The organism is Serratia sp. 201 (assembly GCF_037027545.1).
Taxonomy (GTDB): Bacteria; Pseudomonadota; Gammaproteobacteria; order Enterobacterales; family Enterobacteriaceae; genus Serratia; species Serratia bockelmannii.
In genome coordinates, this window is sequence record NZ_JAXCHC010000006.1 from 48,022 (window position 1) to 71,967 (window position 23,946).

Consider the following 23,946-nt stretch of genomic DNA (forward strand, 5'->3'; position numbering starts at 1 on the left):
AAGCTAACAGTGCGCTAGGGATCTCACAATAGCCGCCCACAACATTTTACTCAGCCTATGCCTAACACCTTTCGCCCCCTGACCGGGGCCAGTAACCCGCACCTGCAAACGCTGTTGCCGCGGCTGGTGCGCCGCCGCGTGTTATTGAAACCGCATTGGCAACGGCTGGAATTGCCCGACGGCGACTTCGTCGATCTTGCCTGGAGCGAGGATCCGGCGCAGGCGCGCGATAAACCGCGCGCGGTGCTGTTCCACGGTCTGGAGGGCAGCTTCTACAGCCCCTACGCGCATGGCCTGCTCAACGCCTGGCGCGAACGTGGCTGGCTCGGGGTGGTGATGCACTTTCGCGGCTGCAGCGGCGTGCCCAACCGCAAACAGCGCATCTACCACTCCGGCGAAACCGAAGACGCGCGCTTCTTCCTGCGCTGGCTGCGCGACCGCTACGGCGAGGTGCCAACCGCGGCGGTAGGCGTTTCGCTCGGCGGCAACATGCTGGCCTGTTATCTGGCGCAGCAAGGCGCCGACAGCCTGCTGCAGGCGGCGGTGGTGGTCTCAGCGCCGCTGATGCTGGAACCCTGCGCCTACCGCATGGAGCAAGGCTTCTCCCGCGTCTATCAGCGCTATTTGCTGGGGCAACTGAAACAAAACGCCACCCGCAAACTGTTGCACTACCCGGACACCCTGCCGCTCAAGCTGTCACAGCTGAACGGTTTGCGGCGCATCCGCGAGTTCGACGACGCCATCACCTCGCGCATTCACGGCTTCAGCGACGCCACCGACTATTATCGCCGCTGCAGCGCTCTGCCGCTGTTGCCGGCGATCCAAACGCCGCTGCTGATCATCCATGCGAAGGACGATCCCTTCATGACCCATGAGGTGATCCCCGACGTCGCCGGCCTGCCGCGCAATATCGAATATCAGCTGACCGAGTTCGGCGGCCACGTCGGCTTCGTCGGCGGCACGCTGAAAAAACCGCACATGTGGCTGGAGCATCGCATTCCGGCCTGGCTTTCCCCTTATCTGGACATCCCGACGTGATCATTCCCTGGCAAGAACTGGCAACCGACACCCTGAACAGCCTGATCGAATCCTTTGTGCTGCGCGAAGGCACCGATTACGGCGAGCACGAACGATCGCTGGAACAGAAGGTGGAGGACGTGCGCCGCCAGCTGAAAAACGGCGAGGTGGTGCTGGTATGGTCAGAACTGCATGAGAGCGTCAACATCATGCCGCGCGGCCAGTTCCGCGCCGGGCAGGAAGAAATTTAGTGGCGTTCGGTTCTATGACTGACGGAAAAAATCAGGTAACAATGGGACATTGCAAACCAGCGAGCGCCATTTTTTCCTGACATAGAGAGCGTCAACAAGAGCCACAATAATCCCCTGACGCCGGCGCATTCAACACGGAGTGACAACCACCATGTCTGCCAAACATCCCGTTATTGCGGTGACCGGTTCCAGCGGCGCCGGCACCACCACCACCAGCGTGGCGTTCCGCAAAATCTTCCAACAGCTCAACATTCGCGCCGCCGAACTGGAGGGCGACAGCTTCCACCGCTACACCCGGCCGGAAATGGACGCGGCGATCCGCAAGGCGCGCGATCTGGGCAGGCACATTAGCTATTTTGGCCCCGAGGCCAACGACTTCGGCCTGCTGCAGCAGAGCTTTATCGAGTACGGCAAAAACGGCACCGGCCGTTCGCGCAAGTACCTGCACACCTACGACGAAGCGGTGCCCTACAATCAGGTGCCGGGCACCTTCACCCCATGGGAGCCGCTGCCGGCGCCGACCGACGTGCTGTTCTACGAGGGGCTGCACGGCGGTGTGGTCACCGAACACCATGACGTGGCCAGCCACGTCGATCTGCTGGTCGGCGTGGTGCCGATCGTCAACCTGGAGTGGATCCAGAAGCTGATCCGCGATACCGGCGAGCGCGGCCACTCCCGCGAGGCGGTGATGGATTCGGTGGTGCGTTCGATGGAAGATTACATCAACTACATCACGCCGCAGTTCTCGCGCACCCACATCAACTTCCAGCGTGTGCCGACGGTGGACACTTCCAACCCGTTCGCCGCCAAAGCCATTCCCTCACTGGATGAAAGCTTCGTGGTGATCCACTTCCGCGGGCTGGATCAGATTGACTTCCCCTATTTGCTGGCGATGCTGCAGGGCTCGTTTATCTCGCACATCAATACGTTAGTGGTGCCGGGCGGCAAGATGGGGCTGGCGATGGAGCTGATCATGGCGCCGCTGGTGCAGCGATTGCTGGAAGGCAAGAAGATCGAATAAATGCGTTGAGCGCGGCGGCGGGCCGCGCTCCGTCTCGATTACGCCGGTTGGCGGATCTCGAAACTGTGGGTCACCGTGGCGGCCTTGTTGAGCATCAGCGCCACCGAGCAGTATTTCTCCGCCGACAGGTTCACCGCACGCTCTACGATTTTGTCGGTCAGATCCTGACCGGTGACGATGAAGTGCAGATTGATATGGGTGAACAACCGCGGGGCTTCTGCACGGCGCTCGGAGGTCAGCTTCACCTCGCAGTCGCGCACGTCGTTGCGCCCTTTTTGCAGGATGGACACCACGTCAATCGCGCTGCAGCCGCCCACCGACATCAGCACCATTTCCATCGGGCTCGGCGCTTTATCGCCGGCGTTGCCGTCCATCAGCACCTGGTGGCCGGAGGCCGATTCCCCCAAAAACGTTAACCCTTCCACCCACTTAACTCTTGCCTGCATTCTGGTCACTCCGGTTAATTTCTTAAAATCAGAGTACGCTTTCGCATAGAAACAGGCAACGTAACCTGATGCTAATCATGCTGAAGCGAGACAACACGAGACACCCGCCTTACTCTGTGCTACAAACAGAGCCGCAATAAATCTTTCCGGGACACTGAATTTCAGGGAAACGCCCAGAGAAAGGCTCCTTTACCGGTATGTTAACAGAATGTAGCTTGCAGCGCTTACGGCAAGTTAATATGCTAGAGCGACAGCGTATTTTTATGACACGCCTCAAAACTTGCCGGTAGCCCTCGCTCATGACTGCGGCTACAGGCGGGTTTTACAGGGAACTCTGACCCCTGTGACACAAGGCAGCGATAACAACAGAGGATAACAGCGAATGGTTCTCGGCAAACCGCAAACAGACCCTACTCTCGAATGGTTCCTGTCTCATTGCCATATCCACAAATATCCATCGAAGAGTACGCTGATTCACCAAGGTGAAAAGGCCGAAACGCTTTACTACATCGTGAAAGGCTCCGTCGCGGTGCTGATCAAGGATGAAGAAGGTAAAGAGATGATCCTGTCCTACCTCAACCAGGGGGATTTCATCGGCGAGCTCGGATTGTTCGAAGAAGGCCAGGAGCGCAGCGCCTGGGTTCGCGCGAAAACCGCCTGTGAAGTGGCCGAAATTTCCTACAAGAAATTCCGCCAGCTGATCCAGGTGAACCCGGACATCCTGATGCGCCTGTCCGCCCAAATGGCGAGCCGCCTGCAGGTTACCTCCGAAAAAGTGGGCAACCTCGCCTTCCTGGACGTGACCGGCCGCATCGCGCAAACCCTGCTGAATCTGGCGAAGCAACCCGACGCCATGACTCACCCGGACGGCATGCAGATCAAGATCACCCGTCAGGAGATCGGCCAGATCGTCGGCTGCTCGCGTGAAACCGTTGGCCGTATTCTGAAAATGCTGGAAGATCAAAACCTGATTTCCGCCCACGGCAAAACCATTGTCGTCTACGGCACCCGTTAATCCCTGAAGAAACGGCGCAATCTGCGCCGTTTTTTTGTCTGCTCTCTGCCATGTGGCGCCGCCTGATCTACCACCCGGAAATCAACTACGCACTGCGACAAACGCTGGTGTTGTGCCTACCGGTGCTGTTTGGCTTGTTGATAGGCCAGCTGCAGCTCGGCCTGATGTTCTCTCTGGTGCCCGCCTGCTGCAATATCGCCGGTCTGGACACGCCGCATAAGCGCTTCTTTAAACGGCTGATCGTCGGCGGCTCGCTGTTCGCCTTCAGCAGCGTGCTGTTGCAACAGGCACTGCTGTGGCACGTGCCGCTGCCGGCGCTGATGCTGGGCCTGGCGCTGCTGCTCGGCGTTACCGGCGAAATCAGCCCGCTGCACGCCCGGCTGTTGCCGGCGGCGCTGGTGGCCGCCATCTTCGCTCTCAGCACGGCCGGCACGGTGCCTGTCTGGCAGGCGCCGCTGCTGTACGCGATCGGCACCGTCTGGTACGGCTTATTCACCTGGTTCTGGTTCCGGCTGTGGAAAGAGCAACCGATGCGCGAGACGCTCAGCCAGCTCTATCTGGAACTGGCGGACTACTTCGAAGCCAAATACTCCCTGCTGACTCAGCACACCGATCCGCAGACCGCGCTGCCGCCACTGCTGGTGCGCCAGCAAAAGGTGATGGATCTGATCAGCCTGCTGTACCAACAGCTTAATTTCCTGCCGCACGCCAACAACCTCGATCAAAAGCGACTGCAGCGCGCCTTTCAGGTGGCGATGGATCTGCAGGAGCACATCACCGTCAGCCTGCATCTGCCGGAGGAAGTGCAAAAACTGGTGGAGCAGAGCCAGGCCGAAGCGATCATTCGCCGCAACGCTCAGGTGATCGCCGGCCGGCTGCGCGTGGTGGCGCACGATATACTCTACCATCAACATTCGAAGCGCTTTTCCATGGCCCACGAGCTGGCGGCGCTGGAAAAAATGGCGGCGCAGCATCCCGATAACCCGGTCGGCCAGTTTTGTTATTACCACTTCAGCCGCATCGCCCGCCTGCTGCGCACCCAGCATCCGCTGTACCGCCGCGATCTGATGCCCGGCCAGCACCGCCTGCCGTTTTGGCCGGCGCTAGCCAGCTATCTGTCGTTCAAATCTACCGCCCTGCGCAACGCCGCGCGGCTGGGGGTGACGCTGGCGGTCGGCAGCAGTCTGGGGGCGGTGTTCAACCTGCCGAAGCCTTACTGGATCCTGCTCACCATCATGCTGGTGAGCCAAAACGGGTATAACGCTACCCGGGTGCGTATTCAGCACCGTGCGCTGGGCACGATTGCCGGGCTGTTGCTGGCGGCCGGGCTGCTGCAGCTGCAGTTACCGGAAGGCGAAACGCTGAGCATCATGCTGGTGATCACGCTGCTAGCCTACCTGGTTTCACGCAAGAACTACGGGCTATCGGTGATTGGCTTTACGGTGACGGCGGTTTACACCTTGCAGCTGCTGGCGCTGAACGGCTCGCATTTTCTGGTGCCTCGTCTGATTGATACCTTGATCGGCTGCGTGCTGGCGTTCGGCGGCACCATTTGGCTATGGCCGCAGTGGCAAAGCGGGCTGCTGCGCAAGAATGCCCATCAGGCACTGGAAAACGATCAAGCCGCGCTGCGGCTGATGCTGGAACAGCCGGAGCCGGACGCCACCGCGTTGGCCTATGCCCGCATGCAGGTCAACCAGGCGCACAACGCGCTGTTCACCTCGCTCAATCAGGCGATGCAGGAGCCGGGATTCGCGTCGAACTATCTGGCGGATATGCGTTTATGGGTCACTCACAGCCAGTTCATCGTCGAACACCTGAATGCCATGACCATTTTGGCGCGCGAGCACTATATGCTGACGCCGAAGCTGGCGGAAACGTATCTGCAAACCTGTGAAATTGCGCTGCAGAGCTGCCAGCAACGCCTGGAGTACGACGGCCCGAGCAGCGGCAGCAGCGGCATCATGCAGCCGCCGGATCTGCATCCGGAGATGCCCGTTACCGAGATGGAGCGTCATTTGCGGCGTATTCTGTCGCACCTGAGCGTGATGCACACCATTTCGTCGCTGGCCTGGCGCCAACGCCCGCACCACGGCATTTGGCTCAAGCGCAAACTCCGCGATCAATAAGGGCGCGGCATGCCGCGCCCCGTTATTCGTCACACGGGCTTCAGGCGTTGATCACATCCTGCACCGCCAGCTCGAACAGCGCCATGCCGGCCTCGATGTCCTGCGGCTCCACCACCAGCGACGGCGCGAAGCGGATCACGTTCGGCCCGGCATTGAGGATCATCAACCCACGCGCAGCGGCGGCGGTGAGAAAATCGCGCGCTCTGCCGTGGTAATGCGGCGTCAGTTCGGCGCCGATCAGTAACCCCATGCCGCGAATGGCGGTGAAAATACCGTATTTATCGCCGATATCCTGCAAAGCCTGCACATACAGCGCGTGGCGCTGCTCGATGCCGCTCAGCACCTCCGGCGTATTGATCACATCCAGCGCCGCCTCCGCCACCGCGCAGGCCAGCGGGTTACCGCCGTAGGTGGTGCCGTGAGTGCCCACCTGCATCACCGACGCAATCTCTTCGGTGGTCAGCATGGCGCTGACCGGGAAACCACCGCCCAGCGCCTTGGCGGTGGTGAGAATGTCCGGCGTCACGCCATAATGCATATAGGCGAACAGCTTGCCGCTGCGCCCCATGCCGCTTTGCACTTCGTCGAACACCAGCAGCGCCTGATGTTGGTCGCACAGTTTGCGCACGCCTTTGAGGAAGTCGGCGTCGACCGGCGTAATGCCGCCCTCGCCCTGAATCGGCTCCATCACCACCGCGCAGGTATGGTCGTCCATTACCGCTTTCACCGCCGCCAGATCGTTGAACGGCACGTGCACGATGTCGGCCGGCTTCGGCCCGAACCCGTCGGAATATTTGGCCTGCCCGCCCACCGACACGGTGAACAGCGTGCGGCCGTGAAACGCGTTATAGAAGGCGATGATTTTGGTTTTGTACGGGCTGTGGCGGGTGATGGCGTAATGACGCGCCAGTTTGAACGCCGCCTCGTTGGCCTCTGCGCCGGAGTTGGCGAAGAACACCCGGTCGGCGAAGGTGGCGTCGATCAGTTTGCTCGCCAAACGCAGCGCCGGTTCATTGGTGAAGACGTTGCTGGTATGCCACAGGGTTTCGCCCTGGCGTTTGAGCGCCTCGACCAGCGCCGGGTGGCAGTGTCCCAGCGCCGTCACCGCGATGCCGCCGGAAAAATCGATGTACTCTTTTCCCTGCTGATCCCAGACCCGGCTGCCTTTGCCGTGCACCGGAACAAACTGGGCGGGTGCATAAACAGGCAGGATCACCTGGTCAAAGGTGCTGCGGCTCACTGCGGATTTGTCAGTCATTTTCGGCTCCACCCTGAAGGTTTTTCAGCGCTATCGCGATGTTATAGTGAAAATATAATCACGAAATATGCATAAAAAAACACTAAAGCGCAAATGCAAAACGCCTGACGGGCGAAAAAAACGCGAAGGGATTAACGCCTGAGAAAATTATCCAACAGCTGATGGCCCTGCTCGCTGAGCACGCTTTCCGGGTGGAACTGCACCCCTTCCAGCGCCAGCGTGCGGTGGCGGATGCCCATGATCTCGTCGCGCACGCCGTCGCGTTCGCTCCAGGCGGTCACTTCAAAGCAATCCGGCAGCGTATCGGCTTTCAGCACCAGCGAGTGATATCGGGTCACGGTCAGCGGATCGTTCAGGCCGCGAAACACGCCGACGCCCAGATGGCGAATCGCCGAAGTTTTGCCGTGCATCACCGCGCGGGCGCGCACCACTTCGGCGCCGAACGCCTGCCCCAGCGCCTGGTGCCCCAGGCATACGCCGAGGATCGGCAGCTTGCCGGCGAAATGACGAATGGCGGCCAGCGAGATACCCGCTTCGTTCGGGGTACAGGGGCCAGGGGAAATCACCAGATGCTGCGGCGCCAGCCGCGCGATATCGGCCAGCTGCAGCTCATCGTTGCGCTTCACCAGCACCTCGGCGCCCAATTCGCAGAAGTACTGGTAAAGGTTATAGGTAAAGGAGTCGTAGTTATCGATCAGCAGCAGCATGTTAGGTCCGGCAGAGAAAAACGCCGCCATAGTTTACTGATTTAACCCGCCGCTGCCGACGATAATTTCCGCTTACTTTTTACGGCCGCCGGTGATCGAGCCCAGTACGCCGCGCAGGATCTGCCGGCCGAGATCGCGCGCCATGCTCTTGGCAGCGGTCTGGACGATGCCGTCGCGTTTGCCGCCGCGCGGGCCGGTGGAACCGAACAGCAGCTCGTTCAATCCGTCCATCAGGCCGCCGCCCGTCTGTTGCTGCGCTTGCGCCTGCGGTTGCTGCCCCTGCTGCGCAGTACCGACGGTGGCGAAGCCGCCCGACGACAGCTTCTCGTAGGCGGACTCGCGGTCAATCATGTCTTCATAGCGGCCATACAACGGCGACTTGTTGATCGCGCTGTTCAGCCCTTCCGCACCGAGCATGCCCATCTTGGATTCCGGCGCGATGACCATCGCCCGCTCCACCACGTTCGGCCGGCCCTTCTCGTCGAGGAATGACACCAGCGCTTCGCCCACGCCCAGCTCGGTAATCGCCGTTTCGGCATCGAAGGCCGGATTGGCGCGCAAGGTTTGCGCCGCCGTTTTCACCGCCTTCTGATCGCGCGGCGTGAAGGCGCGCAGCGCATGCTGTACGCGGTTGCCCAACTGGCCCAGCACGCTGTCCGGGATATCCAGCGGATTCTGGGTGACGAAGTAAATGCCGACGCCTTTGGAGCGGATCAGGCGCACCACCTGTTCGATCTTGGTCAACAGCGCCGCCGGCGCGTCGTTGAACAGCAGATGCGCTTCATCGAAGAAGAACACCAGCTTCGGCTGTTCAGGGTCGCCCACTTCCGGCAGATGTTCAAACAGCTCGGCCAGCAGCCACAGCAGGAACACTGAATACAGCTTCGGCTGATTGATCAGCTTGTCCGCCGCCAGCAGGTTGATCACGCCATGGCCGTTGGCGTCGGTTTTCATCAGATCGTTGATGTCCAGCATCGGCTCGCCGAAGAACTGGTTGGCGCCCTGCTCTTCCAGCGTCAGCAACCCGCGCTGGATGGCGCCGATCGACGCGGCAGAGATGTTGCCGTACTGAGTCTGGAATTGTTTGGCGTTATCGCCGACGAACTGCACCATGGCGCGCAGGTCTTTCATGTCCAACAGCAGCAGCGCGTTGTCATCGGCGATTTTGAACACCAGCTGCAGCACGCCGCTTTGCACCTCGTTCAGATCCAACAGACGCCCCAGCAGCAGCGGCCCGAGATCGGAAATGGTGGCGCGGATCGGATGCCCCTTTTCACCGTAAATATCCCACGGGATAATGGTGCAGGCCTGTGGCTGCCAGTCGGTGACGCCGATCGCCGCCAGGCGCGCCTGCAGCTTCTCGGAAGGCACGCCCTCGGCGCCGATGCCGGAAAGATCGCCCTTCACGTCCGACAGGAACACCGGCACGCCGATGCGCGAGAACTGTTCGGCCATTTTTTGCAGCGTCACCGTCTTGCCGGTGCCGGTTGCCCCGGTAATCAACCCGTGGCGGTTGGCCAACGCCGGCAAAATCACCAGATCCTGTTCCGGTTTTCCGTCTTTCATCGCCTTGGCGATAATCCGTGGTTCACTCATTTTCTGTTCCTTTGACGCTGACGCGGCGCGAAACGCGCCTGTTGATGCAATAAAGCTATAAGCGCCGCGTAACCCCGTCAAGGACAAACAAAATGGGCGCCGTCGGGACGCCCATGATGCCTGTCTTTTCAGAATCCCCCTAAGACCTGCATCACCCCCGCAGCCCCAGTTGCTCCTTCAGCGCTTTCAAATAGCGCCGGCTGACCGGCACCGGATCGCCGGCGGACATGATCATCTCCGCCGCGCCGCCTTCTTCGAAGCGGATCTCGCGCACCTGCTCCAGGTTGACCAAATACTGCCGATGGCAGCGCACCAGCGGCGTACGGCTTTCCAGCGTGCGCAGCGTCAATTCGGTGAAACACTCCATGCCGTCGCTGCGCACCACGAATACCCCGCTCAGTTTGGAACGGATCGCCAACACCTCGTCAAACCGCAGCAGATAGATGCGGCTGTGGCCGGTGCAGGGAATGTATTTCAGGTAACCGGCGCTCTCATCCAGCGCCGTCACGTCCTGCGGCGCACTGCGCTGCCGCAGGCGTTGCAGCGTCTTGCTCAGCCGCTTCGGCTCCGCCGGCTTCAGCAGATAGTCGAAAGCGTGCTCCTCGAACGCCTGCACCGCGTATTCGTCGTAGGCGGTCAGAAACACGATGTGCGGCATGCGGTTGGGATCCAGCATGCCGACCATTTCCAGCCCGCTGATGCGCGGCATTTGGATATCGAGAAACACCACGTCCGGCTGCAGCCGGTGGATCTGGCTGATGGCTTCGATGGCGTTGGCGCATTCGCCGATGATCGTGATCCCCGCTTCGGCCTCCAGCAGATGGCGCAGGTTGTCGCGCGCGGAAGGCTCATCGTCAACAATCAGTGCGTTTAACATCAGGCGGCCCTCTCCATGGGAACATTGAGCGTAATGCGGGTATAGGCGTCCGGCCGGCAATCCACCTGCACGCCATAGCCTTCGCCGTAGCGCACGCGAATGCGTTTATCTACCAGATTCATCCCCAGCCCGCTGCAGTTCGGTTTCGGCTGGAACAGCCCGGCGTTGTCCGTCACCTGCAGCAGCAGATGCTCGCCTTCGCAGCAGGCGCCGATTTCGATGCGGCCCACGCCCAACAGATGCGAGGTGCCGTGCTTGATGGCGTTCTCGACGATCGGCTGCAGCGAAAACGCCGGCAGCCGCGCCGCCAGCAGCGCCTCCGGCAGCGATACCGCGATCTCCAGCCGATCGGCGAAGCGCGCTTTCTCAATCTGCAGGTAGGCGTTCACATGCTCAATCTCGTCCGCCAGGCTGACTTCATCATCCGAACGTTTGAGGTTTTTACGAAAGAAAGTCGAGAGGGACTGCACCAGATCGCAGGCGCGTTCGCCATCGCGGCGGATCACCGCCACCAGCGTATTCAACGCATTGAACAGGAAATGCGGATTGACCTGCGCATGCAACAGCTTGATCTCCGACTGCGCCAGCAGCTGCTTGTGGCGCTCGTACTGTCCGGCCATGATCTGCGCCGACAGCAGGCTGGCGATGCCTTCGCCCAGCGTGCGGTTGATGGTGCTGAACAGCTGGCTTTTCGGTTCGTACAGCTTGATGGTGCCGATGACCCGCTGGTTTTCGCCGCGCAGCGGGATCACCAGCGTCGATCCCAGCTTGCAGGCCGGATTGATCGAGCAGCAGTAAGAGAGCTGATTACCGTCGGCGTACACCACCTCGTTGTTGTCGATGGCGCGATGCGAATGCACCGAGGCGATCGGCGTGCCCGGCAGGTGGTGATCGTCGCCGATGCCGATAAACGCCAGCAGCTTGTCACGATCGGTGATCGCCACTGCACCGATACCCAGCTCCTGATAAATCACCCGGGCGACCTTCATGCTGTTTTCCTGATCGAAGCCCTGGCGCAGGATGCCCTCGGTGCGCTCGGCGATCTTCAGCGCCTTGGAAGAGAAAGCGCTGGTGTATTTCTCAAACATCGCGCGCCGATCCAGCAGGATTTGCATGAACATCGCCGCACCGACGGTATTGGCGATCATCATCGGCAGCGCGATGTGCTCTACCAGCTGCAACGCTTCGTCGTAGGGGCGCGCCACCGCCAGGATGATCGCCATCTGCAGCACTTCCGCCACCAGTGCCACGCCGCCGACAAACAGCGGATTGAACAGCAGCTCGATGCGCCCGCGGCGCATGGCGATGCTGTGTACGATGCCGCCGACCAGGCCTTCCGACACCGTGGAAATCGCGCAGGCCACGTCGGTCATGCCGCCGAGCGTATACCGGTGCAGGCCGCCGGTCAGCCCGACCAGAAAGCCCACCGACGGCCCGCCCAGCAGCCCGCCCAGAACCGCGCCTATCGCGCGGGTGTTGGCGATCGAATCCTGAATGTGCAGCCCAAAATAGGTGCCCATGATGCAGAACACCGAGAAGATCACGTAGCACAGCAGCTTGTGCGGCAGGCGAATAGTCACCTGCATCAGCGGGATAAACAGCGGGGTTTTGCTCAGCAGATAGGCGATGACGAGATAGACGCACATCTGCTGCAACAGCAACAGCACCTGGTTAAATTCATACATGGCAGCAACTCATCCAGAGACAACAAAGGGCGAACGCCGGATTTCCGGTCTGGTTATTGTCTGCCGATTAGAGCATGGGGCACGGGAGAAAACAGTGATGAAGGCAAGGCTTCGTGAGGAAGGACGGCCGACCCCGGCGGGATCGGCCAAAAAACTTACGGCAACACCTTGGCCGACAGAATCACCACCGGTTTGGTCGGCACATTCTGGTAAGGGCCGACGTTACCGGTCGGCACCTGAGCGATCTTGTCCACGACGTCCATGCCTTTCACCACTTTGCCGAACACGGCGTAGCCGAAATCGCGCTGGCCGTGATCCAGGAAGGCGTTATCCGCCACGTTCAGGAAGAACTGGCTGGTGGCGCTGTCCTTGTCGGCGGTGCGCGCCATCGAAATGGTGCCGCGCAGGTTGCGCAAGCCGTTGTCGGCTTCGTTCTTGATTGGCGCCTTGGTGGATTTCTGCTGCATGTCAGCGGTGAAACCGCCGCCCTGAACCATAAAGCCCGGGATCACGCGATGGAAAATGGTGTTGTTGTAGTACCCGCTGTTCACGTAATCGACGAAATTCTGGGTGGAAACCGGTGCCTTCTGACTGTCGAGCGCCAACTCGATATTCCCTGCCGAGGTGGTCAGCATGACGTGGGTTTCACCGGCAGCGAGCGCCGCTGGCGCCATCGCTGTCAGGGAACACAGCGCGACGAAGGTCACTAAAGTACGTTTGAACATTAACGGGTCCTTTCTCTGAGAGACAAACAACGGAAAAGCGCTTTGATTCTAAAGAGCTGTATCGGCAAGTACCAGCCATTTACCTATATTTACCCAATTACGGGACATATCCTAGGCGGCCCTGAATTTTGCTGCGGAAAGTATGGGCGCAGAAGGCTTTTTTGCCAACCGCGTCACGCATTTTTTGCCCAGCGCCGCCCCGGGGCGTTTTTTGCGATCTACCTCCCAGTTTGCACACCCGTTGCCGTTACCCTATATAAATGAGAGCGCTCTCATTATAAAAAGAACGGATACTGAGGTATCCCACGGCGGCGTAGCCGCGCAACCCCTGGAGAAATGACGTGAGTGAATTGATGACTGAAGTCAGCCCCGAGTTTGAAAGCACCATCATGGAACTGCTGGTGTTCTCCGGCAGCGCGCGCAGTAATGCGTTGATGGCGTTGCGGCAAGCGCGCGCCGGTGACTTCGCCGCCGCGGCCAAACACATGGTCGAATCCAAAGAGTGGGTGAAGAAGGCGCACCTGATCCAGACCGAGCTGATCGGCCTGGACGAAGGCTGCGGCAAGCTGGCGATCAACCTGATCACCGTGCATGCGCAGGATCATCTGATGAACGCCATGGTCATCCAGGATCTGGCCGACGACATGATCGAGCTCTATCGCCGTCAGTCACAGACGGAGGGCCGCTCATGAACACGCTCAAAATCGCGGTGATTGGCGGTGGCAGCAGCTACACTCCCGAACTGGTCGATGGGCTGATCCAACGCATCGATGAGCTGCCGGTCACCGAACTGGCGCTGGTGGACGTCGAGCCAGGCCGCCAAAAAGTGGAAACCATCGCCGCCCTGACCCGCCGCATGCTGGCGCGCCACGGGCTGGAACAGGTGAAGGTCAGCGTGCACTTCGCGCTGGACGACGCCATTCACGGCGCCGCTTTCGTGCTGACCCAGTTCCGCGTCGGGCAACTGCCGGCGCGCGCCGCCGATGAACGGCTGGGCCTGAAATACCAGCTGCTCGGCCAGGAGACCACCGGCGTCGGCGGCTTCGCCAAGGCGCTGCGCACCATTCCGGTGATGCTGGATATCGCCCGTCGGGTGGAAAAGCTGGCGCCGGACGCCTGGATCATCAACTTCACCAACCCGGCCGGCATCGTCACCGAGGCGGTGTCCCGCTTTACCAAAGCGAAGATCATCGGCCTGTGTAACGTACCGATCAGCATGCATCACATGATCGCCAACATGCTGCAGGCGCCTTACGCCGACGTGCAGCTGCGGTTCGCCGGTTTGAATCACATGGTCTGGGTGCATCAGGTCACGCAGCAGGGGCGCGACGTCACCGGCAACGTGATCGACATGCTGTGCGACGGCGCGGCGCTGACCATGAACAACATCAAGGAAGAGCCCTGGCAGCCGGACTTCCTGCGCGCGCTCGGCGCCATCCCCTGCCCGTACCACCGCTATTTTTACCAGACCCGCGAGATGCTGGCGGAAGAGATGGCTGCCGCCGGCGAGCGCGGCACCCGCGCCGAGCAGGTGATGCAGGTAGAAAAAGAGCTGTTCGAGCTGTATGCCGATCCGCAGTTGAACAGTAAACCGGAGCAACTCAGCTTCCGCGGCGGTTCTTTCTATTCCGAAGTTGCGCTGGAGCTGATCCGTGCTATCCATAATAATCTCGGCACGCAATTAGTGGTCAACACCGCAAACCGCGGCGCAATCCATGGCCTGCCGGACGATGCTGTGATAGAAATCAACTGTATCGTCGATGCCCAGGGCGCGCATCCGCTGACGTTCGGCCCGCTGTCGGAACCGATGCAGGCGCTGACGCAGCAGGTAAAAGCCTACGAGCGCCTGACCATCGAGGCGGCAGTGCACGGCGATCGTCGCAGCGGCTTGCTGGCGCTGATCGCCAACCCGCTGGTGGGCAACGCCAACCTGGCACAGCCGTTGCTGGACGAGGTGTTGACGATAAACGCGCCGTACTTGCCGCAGTTCAGGTAAGCGCCGGCGCGGTATGACAGGGGTTCGGCACGCCGAACCCATTTTTTTAGCCGTAATCAGGAGTTGGACGATGGTGACACTGGAAGATGTCGCGGCGCTGGCGGGCGTATCGCGCGCCACCGTATCGCGGGTAGTGAACGGCGACAGCAACGTCAAGGCGCCGACCCGCGAGAAGGTTGAACGCGCCGTCGCCCAGCTCGGTTATACCCCCAACCCGGCGGCCCGTGCACTCGCCTCCAGCCACAGCAATACCCTCGGGTTGGTCACGACGTCGTACCGCGGTGGCTTCTTCGGCGCGCTGATGGACTTCGTGCAGACCGAGGCCGAATCCCACGGCAAGCAGCTGCTGGTGACCCAGGGCCGCAACAGTGCCGAAAACGAATGGCAGGCGGTGCAGCGACTGTTCAGCCTGCGCTGCGACGGCGTGATCCTGCACGTGCGTTTTCTCAGCGACGATCGGCTGCGCCAGCTGGCGGCGGAGCAACGTGATTTCGTGTTGCTCGATCGTCTGGTGCCGGGGCTGGAAGACCGCTGCGTCACCTTCGATCACCCGCTTGCCAGCCGCATGGCGACGCAGCAGTTACTCGACGCCGGGCACCGGCGCATCGCCTGCATCAGCGGCCCGCGCGAGCGCCCGTCGAGCCGCCTGCGGCTGCAAGGATTTGAAGAGGCGATGCAGGCGGCGAATATCGAGCCGGTAGCCTGTCTGGAGGGCGTCTACGATCTGGAAAGCGGTTACCGCTGCGCCGATCATCTGCTGCAGCAAACCGCACTGCCCAGCGCCATCTACTGCTGCAACGAAGAGATGGCGATCGGCGCGCTGCTGGCGATCAACGAGCACCGCCTGCGGGTACCGCAGGATATCTCCTTGATCTGTTACGACAGCGGCGAACGCGCACCTTTCGTGCGCCCGGCGTTGAGCAGCGTACACTTTCCCATCAGCGAAATGGCCCAATACGCGGCGCGCAGGCTGATCGACCCTGCCACCCCGGCGCACCGGTTTGAGCCGACGATCATCAACCGTGATTCCATTGTGACGGTACGCAAATAGATCACAATAATGCGTATCACCCCTTCATGGGTTGCATCAAAAAATCGACAGCCATCACAAAAAATCCCGTTGTCTGTGCTAGGATCCGCCCCCTGGTGGCCTGATCGGGACTTTTTTCTGCGTTTGCCAGGAAAAGCCAGCGGCCTTATGCCAGTTTTAAAACCTCTAACAGACATATTCAGGCCTATACAATGAATGACAGTAACCGCATACGGCTTACCTGGATCAGCTTCTTTTCGTACGCGCTGACCGGTGCTTTAGTGATCGTCACAGGGATGGTGATGGGAAACATTGCAGAGTACTTTAATCTGCCGGTTTCCAGCATGAGTAACACCTTTACTTTCCTCAACGCCGGTATTTTGATTTCGATCTTCCTCAATGCCTGGCTGATGGAAATCATCCCGCTGAAGCGTCAGTTGATCTTCGGCTTTGTCCTGATGGTGCTGGCAGTCGCAGGGCTGATGCTCGGCAAGAGCCTGACCATGTTCTCGCTGTGCATGTTTATCCTCGGCGTGGTAAGCGGCATCACCATGTCGATCGGCACCTTCCTGATCACCCACATGTATGCCGGCCGCCAGCGCGGTTCGCGCCTGTTGTTCACCGATTCCTTCTTCAGCATGGCCGGGATGATCTTCCCGATCGTCGCCGCGATGCTGCTGGCCCGCCATATCGGCTGGTATTGGGTTTATGCCTGCATCGGCCTGCTGTACGTGGGGATCTTCGTGCTGACCCTGTGCTCCGACTTCCCGGTGCTGGGCAAGAAAGGCGCCGATGCCGGTCAACCAGTCGAGAAAGAAAAATGGGGCATCGGCGTGCTGTTCCTGTCGATCGCCGCGCTGTGCTATATCCTCGGCCAGTTGGGCTTCATTCAGTGGGTGCCTGAGTACGCCACCAAGTCGTTCAACATGGACATCGGCCAGGCCGGTAAGCTGGTGAGCGACTTCTGGACCTCTTATATGGTTGGCATGTGGGTGTTCAGCTTCATCCTGCGCTTCTTCGATCTGCAACGCATCGTCACCGTGCTGGCCGCGCTGGCTACCGGCGCGATGTACCTGTTCGTCAGCACCGACAATCCGGAGCACCTGGGCTACTACATCATGGCCCTGGGCTTCGTTTCCAGCGCCATCTACACCACGCTGATCACCCTCGGCTCGCTGCAGACCAAGGTCTCCTCGCCGAAGCTGGTCAACTTTATCCTGACCTGCGGTACCATCGGCACCATGCTGACCTTCGTGGTCACCGGCCCGATCGTGGCGAAAGGCGGCGCACATGCGGCGCTGACCACCGCTAACGGCCTGTATCTGGCGGTGTTCGTGATGTGTCTGCTGCTGGGCTTCGTGACCAAGCACCGCAGCCACGGTCACGTGACGCACTGATTTCTTCGCATCAAATACATCAAGGGCGCCCGCAAGGCGCCCTTTTTTTGCGCCTTAGCGCCGAAAATCCACCGTCTCCTCCTGCTGCAAATGCAGCGTGGTTTCCGCCGGCCGCGTTTCGGCGATCACCGCACCCTGGCGAATCGAATAACGCACCGGCGTCTGGCGACGCACCGCGTCGAAGCCGCTTTCCGCCGGCAGGATCACCAGGTTGGCGCTGTTGCCGGCCGCCAGGCCGTAGTCGCTCAGGTTAAGCGTGCGCGCGCTATGGTGGGTGATCAGCTTCAGTCCGTCGTCGATTTGGCCATAGCCCATCAGCTGGCACACGTGCAGCCCCATGTGCAGCACCTGCAGCATGTTGGCGGTGCCGAGCGGGTACCAAGGATCGAACACGTCGTCATGGCCGAAACAGACGTTGATCTCCGCCTCCAGCATCTCCTTCACTCGGGTCACGCCGCGCCGTTTCGGGTAACTGTCGAAACGGCCCTGCAGGTGAATGTTCACCAGCGGATTGGCGACGAAGTTGATGCCGGACATCTTCAACAGACGGAACAGCCGCGAGGCGTAAGCGCCGTTGTAAGAGTGCATCGCCGTGGTGTGGCTGGCGGTGACTTTCGCTCCCATCTCCAGCTTCAGCGCCAGCGCCGCCACGGTCTCGACGAAGCGCGATTGCTCGTCGTCGATTTCATCGCAGTGCACGTCCACCAGCCGATCGTATTTTTGCGCCAGCGCGAACGCCTTATGCAGCGACTCCACGCCGTATTCGCGGGTGAATTCGAAGTGCGGAATGGCGCCCACCACGTCGGCGCCCAGCCGCAGCGCCTCTTCAAGCAGCGCTTCGCCGTTGGGGTAGGAAAGGACCCCCTCCTGCGGGAAGGCGACGATCTGCAGCGTCACCCAGGGCGCCACCTCCTGCTTAACCTCCAGCATGGCACGCAGCGCGGTCAGCGTGGGATCGGAAACGTCGACGTGGGTGCGCACATACTGCACGCCGTTAGCGATCTGCCACTTAAGCGTTTGCCAGGCGCGCTGTTTGACGTCTTCATGAGTCAGCAGCGCTTTGCGTTCGGCCCAGCGCTCAATGCCCTCGAACAGCGTGCCGGACTGGTTCCAGGCCGGCTGACCGGCGGTCTGCGTGGTATCCAGGTGGATATGCGGTTCGACGAACGCCGGCAACGCCAGCCCGCCCTGCGCATCCAACACGTCGCCGCGCCACTCCTGCCCCTCCGGCTGCGGTACCAGATGCGCAATGCGCCCCTGCTCGATCGCCAGTTGCCACAATCCCTCATGCCCGCTTAAACGCAGGTTGTCGATAAATTTCAATGGACGTTTCGCCACCCTTCACCTCTGCCGTTGCGCTGGTTTTCTTCATCATACTGGCAGCGGATCGCGCTGACAAAGTCGCCGTGCCATGCCTACCCCTTGCGTTTACTCCCTGCGGGGTAATTTACCTGCAAACTGACTCGCTTCAGCTAAAGATGAATAAAATCCGCAACTTATCAAAAAACGTGAAAAATCATTTATATACCACATTGGAGGTATATGAGAGTGTGATTGATTTGCATCAATAAATTGCTCATCGGGAGGGATAAGGTAACCCTAGGAAACCAGAATTTTGAGGCAATAATGAGCAGAGTCAAACTTGCCGTCGTCGGCAATGGCATGGTCGGCCACCGGTTCATCGAAGATCTGTTGGATAAAGCAGACAAAGACCAGTTCGAAATCACCGTATTTTGCGAAGAGCCGCGTATCGCTTACGATCGCGTGCACCTCTCTTCCTACTTCTCTCACCACACCGCCGAAGAGCTGTCGCTGGTGCGCGAAGGCTTTTACGAAAAACACGGCGTAAAGGTACTGGTCGGCGAACGCGCTATCACCATCAATCGTGACGAGAAGGTGATCCACTCCAACACCGGCCGCACCGTCTATTACGACAAGCTAATCATGGCCACCGGTTCCTATCCGTGGATCCCGCCGATTAAAGGCTCGGATAGCCAGGACTGCTTCGTTTACCGCACCATCGAAGACCTGAATGCCATCGAAGCCTGCGCGCGCCGCAGCAAACGCGGCGCGGTGGTCGGCGGCGGGCTGTTGGGGCTGGAAGCCGCCGGCGCGCTGAAAAGCCTGGGGGTGGAAACGCACGTGATCGAGTTCGCTCCGATGCTGATGGCCGAACAGCTCGACCCGATGGGCGGTGACCAGCTGCGCCGTAAGATCGAGCGCATGGGCGTCAAGGTACACACCGGCAAAAATACCCAGGAGATCGTCAACGGCGGCGGCACGGCGCGCAAAACCATGCATTTCGCCGACGGCAGCCTGCTGGAAGTGGATTTCATCGTGTTCTCCACCGGCATCCGCGCCCAGGACAAGCTGGCGCGCCAGTGCGGGCTGGAGATCGGCCGCCGCGGCGGCATCGCCATCAACGACAGCTGCCAGACGTCGGATCCGGACGTGTACGCCATCGGTGAGTGCGCCGCCTGGCGCGATCGCACCTTCGGTCTGGTGGCCCCGGGGTACAAAATGGCGCAGGTGGCCGTCGATCGCCTGCTGGGCCGCGAAAATGGCTTCCAGGGCGCCGACATGAGCGCCAAGCTGAAGCTGCTGGGCGTGGACGTCGGCGGCATCGGCGATGCACACGGCCGCACCGAAGGCGCCCGCAGCTACGTTTATCTGGATGAAAGCAAAGAAGTCTACAAACGCATCGTGGTCAGCGCCGACAATAAAACCCTGCTCGGCGCAGTGCTGGTGGGCGACACCAGCGACTACGGCAACCTGCTGCAGCTGGCGTTGAACGGCATCGAGCTGCCGGAGAACCCGGACGGCCTGATCCTGCCGGCCCATGCGGGCAGCAAACCGGCCATCGGCGTGGATTCGCTGCCGGAAAGCGCGCAGATCTGCTCCTGCTTCGACGTCAGCAAAGGTGACATCATCCAGGCGGTCAACAAAGGCTGCCACACCGTGGCGGCGCTGAAGGCCGAAACCAAGGCCGGCACCGGCTGCGGCGGCTGCATCCCGCTGCTCACCCAGGTACTGAACGCCGAGCTGAGCAAGCAAGGCATCGAGGTCAACCACCACCTGTGCGAACACTTCGCCTATTCACGCCAGGAGCTGTTCCACCTGATCCGCGTCGAAGGCATCAAGTCGTTCGAGGCATTGCTGGCCAAATACGGCAAAGGCTACGGCTGCGAAGTGTGTAAACCGACCGTCGGCTCGCTGCTGGCCTCATGCTGGAACGAGTACATCCTCAAGCCGCAGCATACGCCGCTGCAGGATACCAACGACAACTTCCTCGGCAATATCCAAAAAGACGGCACCTACTCGGTGATCCCGCGCTCCGCCGGCGGCGAAATCACCCCGGACGGCCTGCTAGCCATCGGCCAGATCGCCAAGGAGTACAACCTCTACACCAAAATGACCGGCTCGCAGCGTATCGGCATGTTCGGGGCGCAGAAAGACGATCTGCCGGCCATCTGGAGCAAGCTGCTCGCCGCCGGCTTTGAAACCGGCCACGCGTATGCCAAGGCGCTGCGCATGGCGAAAACCTGCGTCGGCAGCACCTGGTGCCGCTATGGCGTCGGCGACAGCGTCGGCTTCGGCGTCACGCTGGAACATCGCTACAAAGGTATCCGCACCCCGCACAAAATGAAGTTCGGCGTCTCGGGCTGTACCCGCGAATGCGCCGAGGCGCAGGGTAAGGACGTCGGCATCATTGCCACCGAGAACGGCTGGAACCTGTATGTTTGCGGCAACGGCGGCATGAAACCGCGCCACGCCGATCTGCTGGCCGCCGATCTCGATCGCGAGACCCTAGTGCGCTACCTCGACCGCTTCATGATGTTCTATATCCGCACCGCCGATAAGCTGCAGCGTACCTCGGTATGGCTGGAGAGCCTGGAAGGTGGCATCGATTACCTACGCAAGGTGATCGTCGACGACAAGCTCGGCATCAACGACCAACTGGAAGCGGAGATCGCCCGCCTGCGCGACGCGGTGGTCTGCGAGTGGAAAGAGACCGTCGAGCATCCGGAAACGCAGCTGCGCTTCGCCCACTTCATCAACAGCCCGCTGCGCGATCCGAACGTGCAGGTGGTGACCGAACGCGACCAGCACCGCCCGGCGCGCCCTGACGAGCGCATTCCCGTCACCCTGATCGATACCGAGGAGAGCCACGCATGAGCCAGTGGATTACCGTTTGTCCCGTCGCCGACATTCTGCCCGGCACCGGCGTATGTGCCCTGATCGGCGATCGGCAGGTGGCGGTGTTCCGCCCCTATGCCGACGAACAGGTGTTCGCCATCAGCAATATCGACCCGTTCGCCCAGGCCAGCGTGCTGTCACGCGGGCTGATCGCCGAGCATCAGGGTGAACTGTGGGTCGCCAGCCCGCTGAAGAAACAGCATTTCCGCCTGTACGACGGTCACTGTCTGGAAGATGACAGCCGTTCCGTCGCCAGCTTCGCCAGCCGGGTGGTCGACGGCATCGTGCAAGTCGCGGCATAACCTTTCGGGAGGCAACATGTTTACCGACACGATAAACAAATGCGCCGCCAACGCGGCGCGCATCGTCCGCCTGGCGAAGGAGAGCCCGCTCGGCTTCTGGATCAGCTCGGCGATGGCGGGCGCCTACGTCGGCCTCGGCATCATCCTGATCTTCACCCTCGGCAACCTGGCCGACCCAAGCGTGCGGCCGCTGGTGATGGGCGCCACCTTCGGCATCGCGCTGACGCTGGTGATCATCGCCGGTTCCGAACTGTTCACCGGCCATACGATGTTCCTGACGCTCGGCGTCAAGGCCGGCACCATCCGCCAAAGCCAGATGTGGGCAGTGCTGCCGCAAACCTGGTTCGGCAACCTGCTCGGCTCGGTGCTGGTGGCGCTGATGTATTACTACGGCGGCGGTAGCCTGCTGCCAGTGGATACCAGTCTGGTGCACAGCGCCGCATTGGCAAAAACCACCGCGCCGGCCGAGGTGCTGTTCTTCAAGGGCGTGCTGTGCAACTGGCTGGTTTGCCTGGCGATCTGGATGGCGATCCGCGTAGAAGGCGCCGCCAAGTTCATCGCCATTTGGTGGTGTCTGCTGGCCTTTATCGCCTCGGGTTACGAACACTCCGTCGCCAACATGACGCTGTTTGCCCTCTCCTGGTTCGGCAACCACAGCGAGGCCTACACCCTCACCGGCATCGGCCACAACCTGCTGTGGGTGACGCTGGGCAACATCCTGTCCGGCTCGGTGCTAATGGGTCTGGGGTATTGGTACGCCACGCCGCGCGCCGAACGCCCGCAGGCGGCGAAAGCCGCCGTACGTCAGACCGCCTAAGTTTTCGGGGGCGCATTTCGCCCCCACACTGATTACCCCCGAGGAGTGCCGATGGACTACCTGCCGATTTTCTGCCAACTGCAACACAAAGCCTGCCTGCTGGTCGGCGGCGGCGAGATCGCCGAACGCAAGGCGCGCCTGCTGCTGGACGCCGGTGCGGCGCTGACCGTCAACGCCGTAGACTTCACCCCGCAGTTCCGCCTGTGGGCGGCAGAAGGCCGGTTGACGCTGGCCGAAGGCGAATTCAGCCCGGCCCTGCTGGTGGAAAAATGGCTGGTGATCGCCGCTACCGACCGGCTAGAGGTCAACGCACGGGTGTATCAGTGCGCCAACCAGCAGCGGGTGTTCTGCAACGTGGTGGACGATCCGAAACGCGCCAGCTTTATCATGCCGTCGATTATCGACCGTTCGCCGATCATGGTCGCGGTGTCCTCCGGCGGCAAAGCACCGGTGTTGGCGCGGCTGCTGCGCGAGAAGCTGGAAGCGATGCTGCCACAGCACCTCGGCAAGCTGGCCCAACTGGGCGGCTCGCTGCGCCAGCGGGTAAAACAACGCTTCAGCAGCCTCGGCGCGCGTCGGCGCTTCTGGGAACGGTTGTTCGCTCACGATCGGCTGGCGCAGTCGCTGGCCAACGACGACGCCGCGCTGGCTGAACGCCAGCTCGAGCAGCTGTTCAGCGAACAGCCGGCAGATCGCGGTGAAGTGGTGCTGGTGGGCGCCGGGCCGGGCGATGCCGGCCTGCTTACGCTGAAAGGGCTGCAACAAATCCAGCAGGCCGACGTGGTGGTTTACGACCGGCTGGTCTCCGAAGAGATCATGACGCTGGTGCGCCGCGACGCCGAGCGTATCTTCGTCGGCAAATGCGCCGGCCACCACTGCGTGCCGCAGGAGCAGATCAATCAAATCCTGCTGCAGCAGGCGCAGCAAGGCAAACGCGTGGTGCGCCTGAAGGGGGGCGATCCCTTTATCTTCGGCCGCGGCGGCGAAGAGCTGGAAACGCTGGCAGACGCCAACGTGCCGTTCTCGGTGGTGCCGGGTATCACCGCCGCCTCCGGCTGTTCCGCCTACAGCGGTATCCCGCTCACCCACCGCGACCATGCGCAGAGCGTGCGCCTGGTGACCGGCCACGCCAAGGCCGACGGTGGATTGGATTGGGCGACGCTGGCCGCCGGGCAACAGACGCTGGTGTTCTATATGGGGCTATCGCAAGCGGCTGAAATCCAGCGCCAGCTGATCGCTAACGGGTTGCCAGCCGCCACGCCGGTGGCACTGGTGGAAAACGGCACCTCTTGCCGCCAACGGGTGATCGAAGGGGAGCTCCGCCAACTGGGCGCCTTGTCCCTTCAGGCCACCAGCCCCAGCCTGATCATCGTCGGCAGCGTGGTCAGCCTGCGCAGCAAGCTCAATTGGTTCGCCAGCGAAGAATCGCCTGCCAACCTGGCGCAAATGGCGTAAGACCGACGTAAAAAAAGCGGCCTGT

21 protein-coding genes are annotated in these 23,946 nt (G+C 61.0%); 13 read left to right on the top strand and 8 right to left on the bottom strand.

The features are described 5' to 3' along the window. Positions 1-57 precede the first annotated feature (57 nt). The 3 genes from WA302_RS23365 (at position 58) to WA302_RS23375 (ending at position 2,289) form a co-directional block, all read left to right on the top strand. The gene (locus tag WA302_RS23365) at positions 58-1,038 is read left to right on the top strand and encodes a hydrolase (protein ID WP_025304515.1); all 981 of its coding nucleotides are present in this window, start codon (positions 58-60) and stop codon (positions 1,036-1,038) included. Further along, on the top strand, positions 1,035-1,268 hold the full coding sequence (locus tag WA302_RS23370) for a YheU family protein (RefSeq protein WP_004930376.1): 234 nt from the start codon (positions 1,035-1,037) through the stop codon (positions 1,266-1,268). Before WA302_RS23365 ends, WA302_RS23370 begins: the two co-directional genes overlap by 4 nt. A gap of 151 nt (positions 1,269-1,419) precedes the next feature. Further along, positions 1,420-2,289 carry a phosphoribulokinase gene (locus WA302_RS23375; protein ID WP_025304516.1) on the top strand — a complete coding sequence of 290 codons (870 nt, stop codon included), beginning with the start codon at positions 1,420-1,422 and terminating at the stop codon, positions 2,287-2,289. Positions 2,290-2,327: 38 nt separating this feature from the next. Here the strand turns inward: WA302_RS23375 and WA302_RS23380 are convergent, their stop codons facing one another. Further along, on the bottom strand, positions 2,328-2,735 hold the full coding sequence (locus WA302_RS23380) for an OsmC family protein (protein ID WP_025304517.1): 408 nt from the start codon (positions 2,733-2,735) through the stop codon (positions 2,328-2,330). A 382-nt stretch (positions 2,736-3,117) separates the two neighbouring features. Between WA302_RS23380 and crp the strand changes: the two genes are divergently transcribed. Continuing rightward, on the top strand, positions 3,118-3,750 hold the full coding sequence (gene crp, locus WA302_RS23385) for a cAMP-activated global transcriptional regulator CRP (RefSeq protein ID WP_004090925.1): 633 nt from the start codon (positions 3,118-3,120) through the stop codon (positions 3,748-3,750). Positions 3,751-3,800: 50 nt separating this feature from the next. Then, on the top strand, positions 3,801-5,879 hold the full coding sequence (locus WA302_RS23390) for a YccS/YhfK family putative transporter (protein ID WP_025304518.1): 2,079 nt from the start codon (positions 3,801-3,803) through the stop codon (positions 5,877-5,879). A gap of 40 nt (positions 5,880-5,919) precedes the next feature. Here WA302_RS23390 and argD read toward each other — a convergent pair whose 3' ends face one another. The 6 genes from argD to ppiA form a co-directional block, all read right to left on the bottom strand. Next, positions 5,920-7,137 carry a bifunctional acetylornithine/succinyldiaminopimelate transaminase gene (gene argD / locus WA302_RS23395; RefSeq protein WP_261456859.1) on the bottom strand — a complete coding sequence of 406 codons (1,218 nt, stop codon included), beginning with the start codon at positions 7,135-7,137 and terminating at the stop codon, positions 5,920-5,922. 131 nt (positions 7,138-7,268) lie between these two features. Then, positions 7,269-7,844, bottom strand: coding sequence for an aminodeoxychorismate synthase component II (locus tag WA302_RS23400; protein ID WP_025304520.1), 576 nt, complete (start codon positions 7,842-7,844; stop codon positions 7,269-7,271). Between the two features lie 72 nt (positions 7,845-7,916). Beyond that, positions 7,917-9,440 carry a helicase HerA-like domain-containing protein gene (locus WA302_RS23405; RefSeq protein ID WP_033645261.1) on the bottom strand — a complete coding sequence of 508 codons (1,524 nt, stop codon included), beginning with the start codon at positions 9,438-9,440 and terminating at the stop codon, positions 7,917-7,919. A gap of 151 nt (positions 9,441-9,591) precedes the next feature. After that, complete coding sequence (gene btsR, locus WA302_RS23410; protein WP_025304522.1) at positions 9,592-10,317, bottom strand: two-component system response regulator BtsR; 726 nt, start codon at positions 10,315-10,317, stop codon at positions 9,592-9,594. Next, complete coding sequence (locus WA302_RS23415; protein WP_025304523.1) at positions 10,317-12,002, bottom strand: sensor histidine kinase; 1,686 nt, start codon at positions 12,000-12,002, stop codon at positions 10,317-10,319. Before WA302_RS23415 ends, btsR begins: the two co-directional genes overlap by 1 nt. A gap of 155 nt (positions 12,003-12,157) precedes the next feature. After that, the gene (ppiA, locus tag WA302_RS23420) at positions 12,158-12,727 is read right to left on the bottom strand and encodes a peptidylprolyl isomerase A (RefSeq protein ID WP_025304524.1); all 570 of its coding nucleotides are present in this window, start codon (positions 12,725-12,727) and stop codon (positions 12,158-12,160) included. A 353-nt stretch (positions 12,728-13,080) separates the two neighbouring features. Here ppiA and WA302_RS23425 point away from each other — a divergent pair, with 353 nt between their 5' ends. The 4 genes from WA302_RS23425 (at position 13,081) to tsgA (ending at position 17,150) form a co-directional block, all read left to right on the top strand. After that, positions 13,081-13,419 carry a PTS lactose/cellobiose transporter subunit IIA gene (locus WA302_RS23425; protein ID WP_025304525.1) on the top strand — a complete coding sequence of 113 codons (339 nt, stop codon included), beginning with the start codon at positions 13,081-13,083 and terminating at the stop codon, positions 13,417-13,419. After that, positions 13,416-14,723 (top strand): 6-phospho-beta-glucosidase, encoded by a 1,308-nt coding sequence (locus WA302_RS23430; RefSeq protein ID WP_025304526.1) that lies wholly within the window; start codon positions 13,416-13,418, stop codon positions 14,721-14,723. Before WA302_RS23425 ends, WA302_RS23430 begins: the two co-directional genes overlap by 4 nt. 70 nt (positions 14,724-14,793) lie before the next feature. Then, entirely contained in the window at positions 14,794-15,774 is a 981-nt protein-coding gene (locus tag WA302_RS23435; protein ID WP_025304527.1) for a LacI family DNA-binding transcriptional regulator, read from the top strand. A 191-nt stretch (positions 15,775-15,965) separates the two neighbouring features. Then, positions 15,966-17,150, top strand: a complete 1,185-nt coding sequence (tsgA, locus tag WA302_RS23440) for an MFS transporter TsgA (RefSeq protein ID WP_025304528.1) — start codon at positions 15,966-15,968, stop codon at positions 17,148-17,150. A 54-nt stretch (positions 17,151-17,204) separates the two neighbouring features. On the opposite strand, the gene WA302_RS23445 is transcribed toward tsgA, so the two are convergent. Next, positions 17,205-18,473, bottom strand: a complete 1,269-nt coding sequence (locus WA302_RS23445) for a cytosine deaminase (protein WP_275586838.1) — start codon at positions 18,471-18,473, stop codon at positions 17,205-17,207. A gap of 303 nt (positions 18,474-18,776) precedes the next feature. On the opposite strand from WA302_RS23445, the gene nirB reads away from it, so the two are divergent. Genes nirB through cysG form a run of 4 tightly spaced genes read left to right on the top strand, consistent with a single transcriptional unit; the run spans position 18,777 to position 23,921 of the window. Next, a complete protein-coding gene (nirB, locus tag WA302_RS23450) occupies positions 18,777-21,326 on the top strand; it encodes a nitrite reductase large subunit NirB (RefSeq protein ID WP_127146883.1) in 2,550 nt (849 codons plus the stop codon). Beyond that, complete coding sequence (nirD, locus tag WA302_RS23455; RefSeq protein WP_019456155.1) at positions 21,323-21,649, top strand: nitrite reductase small subunit NirD; 327 nt, start codon at positions 21,323-21,325, stop codon at positions 21,647-21,649. The genes nirB and nirD overlap by 4 nt, the downstream gene beginning before the upstream one ends. A gap of 16 nt (positions 21,650-21,665) precedes the next feature. Then, the gene (gene nirC, locus WA302_RS23460; RefSeq protein WP_049206055.1) at positions 21,666-22,466 is read left to right on the top strand and encodes a nitrite transporter NirC; all 801 of its coding nucleotides are present in this window, start codon (positions 21,666-21,668) and stop codon (positions 22,464-22,466) included. Positions 22,467-22,517: 51 nt separating this feature from the next. Beyond that, positions 22,518-23,921 (top strand): siroheme synthase CysG, encoded by a 1,404-nt coding sequence (gene cysG / locus WA302_RS23465; RefSeq protein ID WP_197819652.1) that lies wholly within the window; start codon positions 22,518-22,520, stop codon positions 23,919-23,921. Positions 23,922-23,946 lie beyond the last annotated feature (25 nt).

Coding starts and splice junctions, on each gene's coding strand:
- ppiA (WP_025304524.1), bottom strand. CDS start 12,727: ATGTTCAAACGTACTTTAGTGACCTTCGTCGCGCTGTGTTCCCTGACA.
- nirD (WP_019456155.1), top strand. CDS start 21,323: ATGAGCCAGTGGATTACCGTTTGTCCCGTCGCCGACATTCTGCCCGGC.
- nirC (WP_049206055.1), top strand. CDS start 21,666: ATGTTTACCGACACGATAAACAAATGCGCCGCCAACGCGGCGCGCATC.
- argD (WP_261456859.1), bottom strand. CDS start 7,137: ATGACTGACAAATCCGCAGTGAGCCGCAGCACCTTTGACCAGGTGATC.
- WA302_RS23380 (WP_025304517.1), bottom strand. CDS start 2,735: ATGCAGGCAAGAGTTAAGTGGGTGGAAGGGTTAACGTTTTTGGGGGAA.
- WA302_RS23390 (WP_025304518.1), top strand. CDS start 3,801: ATGTGGCGCCGCCTGATCTACCACCCGGAAATCAACTACGCACTGCGA.
- WA302_RS23365 (WP_025304515.1), top strand. CDS start 58: ATGCCTAACACCTTTCGCCCCCTGACCGGGGCCAGTAACCCGCACCTG.
- cysG (WP_197819652.1), top strand. CDS start 22,518: ATGGACTACCTGCCGATTTTCTGCCAACTGCAACACAAAGCCTGCCTG.
- WA302_RS23400 (WP_025304520.1), bottom strand. CDS start 7,844: ATGCTGCTGCTGATCGATAACTACGACTCCTTTACCTATAACCTTTAC.
- tsgA (WP_025304528.1), top strand. CDS start 15,966: ATGAATGACAGTAACCGCATACGGCTTACCTGGATCAGCTTCTTTTCG.
- btsR (WP_025304522.1), bottom strand. CDS start 10,317: ATGTTAAACGCACTGATTGTTGACGATGAGCCTTCCGCGCGCGACAAC.
- WA302_RS23375 (WP_025304516.1), top strand. CDS start 1,420: ATGTCTGCCAAACATCCCGTTATTGCGGTGACCGGTTCCAGCGGCGCC.
- nirB (WP_127146883.1), top strand. CDS start 18,777: ATGAGCAGAGTCAAACTTGCCGTCGTCGGCAATGGCATGGTCGGCCAC.
- crp (WP_004090925.1), top strand. CDS start 3,118: ATGGTTCTCGGCAAACCGCAAACAGACCCTACTCTCGAATGGTTCCTG.
- WA302_RS23430 (WP_025304526.1), top strand. CDS start 13,416: ATGAACACGCTCAAAATCGCGGTGATTGGCGGTGGCAGCAGCTACACT.
- WA302_RS23415 (WP_025304523.1), bottom strand. CDS start 12,002: ATGTATGAATTTAACCAGGTGCTGTTGCTGTTGCAGCAGATGTGCGTC.
- WA302_RS23425 (WP_025304525.1), top strand. CDS start 13,081: ATGACTGAAGTCAGCCCCGAGTTTGAAAGCACCATCATGGAACTGCTG.
- WA302_RS23435 (WP_025304527.1), top strand. CDS start 14,794: ATGGTGACACTGGAAGATGTCGCGGCGCTGGCGGGCGTATCGCGCGCC.
- WA302_RS23405 (WP_033645261.1), bottom strand. CDS start 9,440: ATGAGTGAACCACGGATTATCGCCAAGGCGATGAAAGACGGAAAACCG.